Annotated in this window: 4 protein-coding genes and 1 pseudogene; 2 read left to right on the plus strand and 3 right to left on the minus strand. The window is 40.2% G+C overall.

The window, feature by feature from the left end; all coding sequences use genetic code 11:
- Positions 1–1,226: pseudogene (locus BW716_RS34460) on the minus strand (hypothetical protein); the annotation flags it as partial.
- A 14-nt stretch (positions 1,227–1,240) separates the two neighbouring features.
- Here BW716_RS34460 and BW716_RS34465 point away from each other — a divergent pair.
- Both BW716_RS34465 and BW716_RS36550 read left to right on the plus strand, forming a co-directional pair.
- Positions 1,241–1,534, plus strand: coding sequence for a transposase (locus tag BW716_RS34465; RefSeq protein ID WP_179091410.1), 294 nt, complete (start codon positions 1,241–1,243; stop codon positions 1,532–1,534).
- 366 nt (positions 1,535–1,900) lie between these two features.
- Positions 1,901–2,089: a hypothetical protein gene (locus tag BW716_RS36550; RefSeq protein ID WP_143709220.1), complete on the plus strand. Its 189-nt coding sequence runs from the start codon at positions 1,901–1,903 to the stop codon at positions 2,087–2,089.
- Between the two features lie 126 nt (positions 2,090–2,215).
- On the opposite strand, the gene BW716_RS34475 is transcribed toward BW716_RS36550, so the two are convergent.
- Both BW716_RS34475 and BW716_RS34480 read right to left on the minus strand, forming a co-directional pair.
- The gene (locus tag BW716_RS34475; RefSeq protein ID WP_083730585.1) at positions 2,216–2,899 is read right to left on the minus strand and encodes a hypothetical protein; all 684 of its coding nucleotides are present in this window, start codon (positions 2,897–2,899) and stop codon (positions 2,216–2,218) included.
- Positions 2,900–2,909: 10 nt separating this feature from the next.
- A partial coding sequence (locus BW716_RS34480; RefSeq protein ID WP_083730586.1) for an RHS repeat-associated core domain-containing protein occupies positions 2,910–4,403 on the minus strand: 1,494 nt, incomplete at its 5' end.

The raw sequence follows: 4,403 nt of genomic DNA on the forward strand, positions 1-4,403 counted from the left end.
CGTACATACCAGGTTTGAAGGCTATCTACCGTCTTGCTGATCCGATTACCCCCCGCATCATAACTATAAGAAATTACCTTTCCATTATGCTTATATATACGCGCAATCTTACCATACACAGTCCATTTAATACTATCAACTCCGGCCCTGACATCGGAGAGTACATTACCTATACTATCATAAGCATAATTCCCGGCATCCTGATTATCTATATCATTCCCATAATAAGAAGAATCTACAGCATCTGTTACATAGCTCAGCTTATTGGTACCCGGACGATAATTATATACAAGGCTATCCATCGCCAATGGTGAACCTGCAAAAGTGTTATTCCCATGCCGTACATACGTCTGGATATTACCATTCCCATCATAGCTGATCGTTTCTTTAAAATCAGAAAGTGTTGCAAACGAATTGTTCCATGCATTCGTTAAACTGTCAAATCCCTTACAAGCCACCATCCCTTTGAGGCGATTAAGCACATCATATGAATATGTATACTCTAAGGGCTTACCTAGTAACGGAATATTCTGACTAATCGCTGCTATATTCCCATTAAACAACACCTTTATACCGATCCCCGTAGCAAATGGGGTGGCAGCAGAATTAATTGGTGTATAATCCCTCCTACCATAGTAATGAATACCAAATCCATACACATCCTTCGCAACCTGGCTACCACTGGATCCGTCACCTCCCATATCAAAAACTGGTGTAACGGCTGTGCTATTAACACCTTTCAGCCAACCCTGCAATGTATATGCATAGTCAATACCCTGCACCTGCTGCTGCCCTAATACGGTACGTGAAAGTGGTCCATGCTTATAATATTCATAATAGGCTTCATTCTCCCAATAAATACTATCGTGACTGGTCTCAACATTCGTCAACCTGTTCTCCGCATCATAACTATAACGATGATAAAATGCATCCTTCTCTCCTGGCAGATAACCTACCCAATTCACTTTTCCACTTATAAGATCATACTTATACTGAATCTTTTTAAATCGGTTATACAACCGCGACATGGTCCCGCCCTTATAATCCTGCAACAGCATACCCACATTCCCATGTATGTCATAACTATAGAATGTTGCCGTAGCAAAGTTCATCGAATCCTGCGCCCCAGATGTATTAAAATACGAGGACCAGGAAACACGGTTTCTCAGGTTCTCCTGCGTCAAATAGGTACCCGATATCGGGGTATACGCTGTATCATAATCCAAGTACAGCTCATCCGTTGATTTGTGTAGACAACCTAAGAATTGTACTTTTAAGACCCAAGTGCTTTAAAGCCGCGGGAGTACCCAAAGAAAGATATAAACATAAAACTAAAATTGAACTGGCGATAGATATTGTAAAGCACCAGATAGAGATAGGCACCCGCTTTGATTTTTTAGGAGCAGATGGGTTATATGGCAACAGTCATCAGTTCAGGAAAGAAATGGATAATATGGAAGTACTGTTTATGCTGTACATTCATAGTGATCAGCATGTATATTCATGCGCCTCCAACCCTTCATCTTCCAGATAAGCAGGGAGTGAGAGGAGAATGCCAACCAGATATAAGGCTGAAGACAAAGCAGAAGACGTGAAAGATTTATGTCCGGCGAAAGGATCAACAAAGTGGAAGAAGATCCGATGGAGAAAAACGGGTAAGGGTGATTTGGTATGTATGAGATATGTGCAGAAAGTATATCTGTGGGATGGCGAATCAGCCGACTATGAGCAACGATTATTAATCATCAGCGCCACCAAAATGAGCAATGGAAATTCTGGAATACAAATATGCCTTAAGTAATGCAACAGATGGGGAGTTTGAAGTGGAAGAATTAGCACGGATGCAATCGCAGGAATATTATACTAACGCTGATTCCGGGATGCTAAACAAGAAGCAGGGATGAGTGACTACCAGGCCAGAGGCTGGCTGGCGTGGCATCACCATATGGGATTAGTGATGATGGCGCTTCATTTTATACTCAGTGAAAAGATCTTGTTCAGAAATGAGTATCCATTATTAAGTGCTTATGACATAAGAGAGATCATGATACGTGCTTATGCAAAGAAAACTATAATGCACAAAACGTAATGGAACAAATACGTAAAAGGCATGAGCAGAGAGGATTAGAAAAGATTCAAAAGGACTCATCTAACTTGTCAATGCACAAATTAGGCCGGTTGTTTTTAAAACAACCGACCTAACATATTAATGCATTCAAATGATAACTGGTATTCTATCTACAATTTTTAATAATCGCTCAAACTCAACAATATATTGTTCATTCGTGACCCTTTCCATCCCTTTCGTATGCAACCTAATTAATTCGGAGGTATTGCTTTTCCCCAACATTTTTGCAATTATTATTCCACGAATATGCCTCTCTGGATAAAGCCAACAATGAACTGAACTTTTATCTAAATTGGTATTAAAGATCTCATCTAATGACTGCCAATTAGCAAACCGTTCAATGTATGGTAAAGCTACTCCTTCAAAATATTTTAATAAAGCATTAGCAGTTGCATCCGGGTTTAATTCATCGAAGAATATTTTCAACTCATTATTTCTACTCAGATATTCGCCTGTAGGGTTGGCTATTATTTCAGCGATACTATTCCCGATTGTATAGAGACTATTTAGCTCAAGACCTCTGCTGGATATTTCCTCACATACTTTTTCGATCTCAATATTTTGTAAACATACATGTGGCTCTATCCTGATGCCAACGTCACGAGTGCCAGGATTGAGTCCATCATAAGCAATCAATCGATAATAACCTTTAAAATATTTGTCCTGCTGTTTAATAAACCAATGACGTCCAAAAGACTTTTTAAACCCAAAACGAGACATCTCTGGTTCCATTTTTGTCATTATAGCTTTAACTACTTCTTTCTTATTCATAAATAATAATTTAATGACTAATAATATATCCACTCCCGTCTGGATTCCATCTATATTCTGACAAGACCACCTTAGAAGGGTCAACCTTTATATCATTCAATTTTGCTCCTTCTGCAACTTCTCCTGTCATCTTACTCATTTGCTTTTCAAGAAAAAACAATTTTTGTCCATTGCTGAGTACTGAAGTATTGAACTTTGATTCCCCTACCTCCAGCACATTACCAATTGCATCAGTAACCACGGCATCGGCACGCATACCACCACCAAACATCTTAAAATACACCTGTTTGGTTATTGTAACATTCTGACCAGCATATTTAGCCGTTAGTGCCTCAAACATCAAATTTTCCCCCGTCACACCTGCTTGACCCGGGGTTAGTCCGCTGAATGGATTAGCCGTTAATTTAATTAAAGATACTCCTCCTTCGATGGTCATCAATACATTTGCCGTAACCTCAGCTCCGGCCTGCGTATATCTTAACCCATTATAACCAGGCAAATCATGCAAAAGCCCCTTATAGCTTTCCTTGTCATATGGAGTAGCTGTATAACCAGTGGCTCTCTTCCTTATTTCGTCCTCAACGACAGGTGATGCAGATGCATATTTCATTAATGTGACATAATCACGATCTTTCCTGGTTATAAGACCAAATAAACTCGTTTCTGTCAAACCACTCCGGCTATCTGGCCTCCATGGAAAAAACTCAACTGATTTTTCAAAAGTAGATGCCCCCCCTTTAGAATAACGGGTTGGCATTCGTACCTCTAACTCATGTGTATGGTGAAAAAACCTGTCAGGACCATTTTCTTTTACAATGACTACCATTGCAGATGACTTACCAGTCCTCACTCCATTGGCTCCCAGATACGAGGTAGTAAAGTAATGAAAATGAATTTCGTCATTACCATCCGGATCGAGATTATTAACAGGATTGTCTCCGGCAAACTGGTAGGTACTTATCCATGGTTTTACTATAGGGTCAGTAGAACCCCAGATACCAATACGCGGATCATAAACTCTATTTTGATAGCTTAACTCATTCCCCTCTCCCTTCACCTCATTATCATTCTCCTTCCCATTAAACCCATACCTATACCCTCCAGCATTATAGCTTCTACCAGGCTGTATCATTCCGAAAGGGTAATAATCCTGCGCAGACACTACATCTGCATTGTAATAATCTATCGTTGTACCATTTCCACTTACCTGTATTTTACGATCCGACAACGTAGCCTGCACATTACCCAAATGGTTCGTTAATTCAAAGAACTTCTTACCCCTCCTAAAAATAATATTTTTCCCCGTACCTAGTCCCGTAATATTCGTTGTTGCCCCTGCTGTCGTATCCTGTACATTGACCGACATCGTGGCCATGCCCAACCGGCTGCTTCCATACAAATGTGCCTCCGTCTGGCTTAAATCTCCACTGTTGATTGCTGTATCACCATAATTGTAAACACTCAGCACATTTCCGCCTGCATCCCGTACATACCAGGTTTGAAG

Origin of the sequence: [Flexibacter] sp. ATCC 35208 (assembly GCF_001975825.1) — a bacterium.
Classification (GTDB): domain Bacteria; phylum Bacteroidota; class Bacteroidia; order Chitinophagales; family Chitinophagaceae; genus Chitinophaga.

Excerpts from the sequence above, each read along its gene's own strand:
- BW716_RS36550 (WP_143709220.1), top strand. The coding sequence starts at position 1,901 with ATGAGTGACTACCAGGCCAGAGGCTGGCTGGCGTGGCATCACCATATG.
- BW716_RS34475 (WP_083730585.1), bottom strand. The coding sequence starts at position 2,899 with ATGAATAAGAAAGAAGTAGTTAAAGCTATAATGACAAAAATGGAACCA.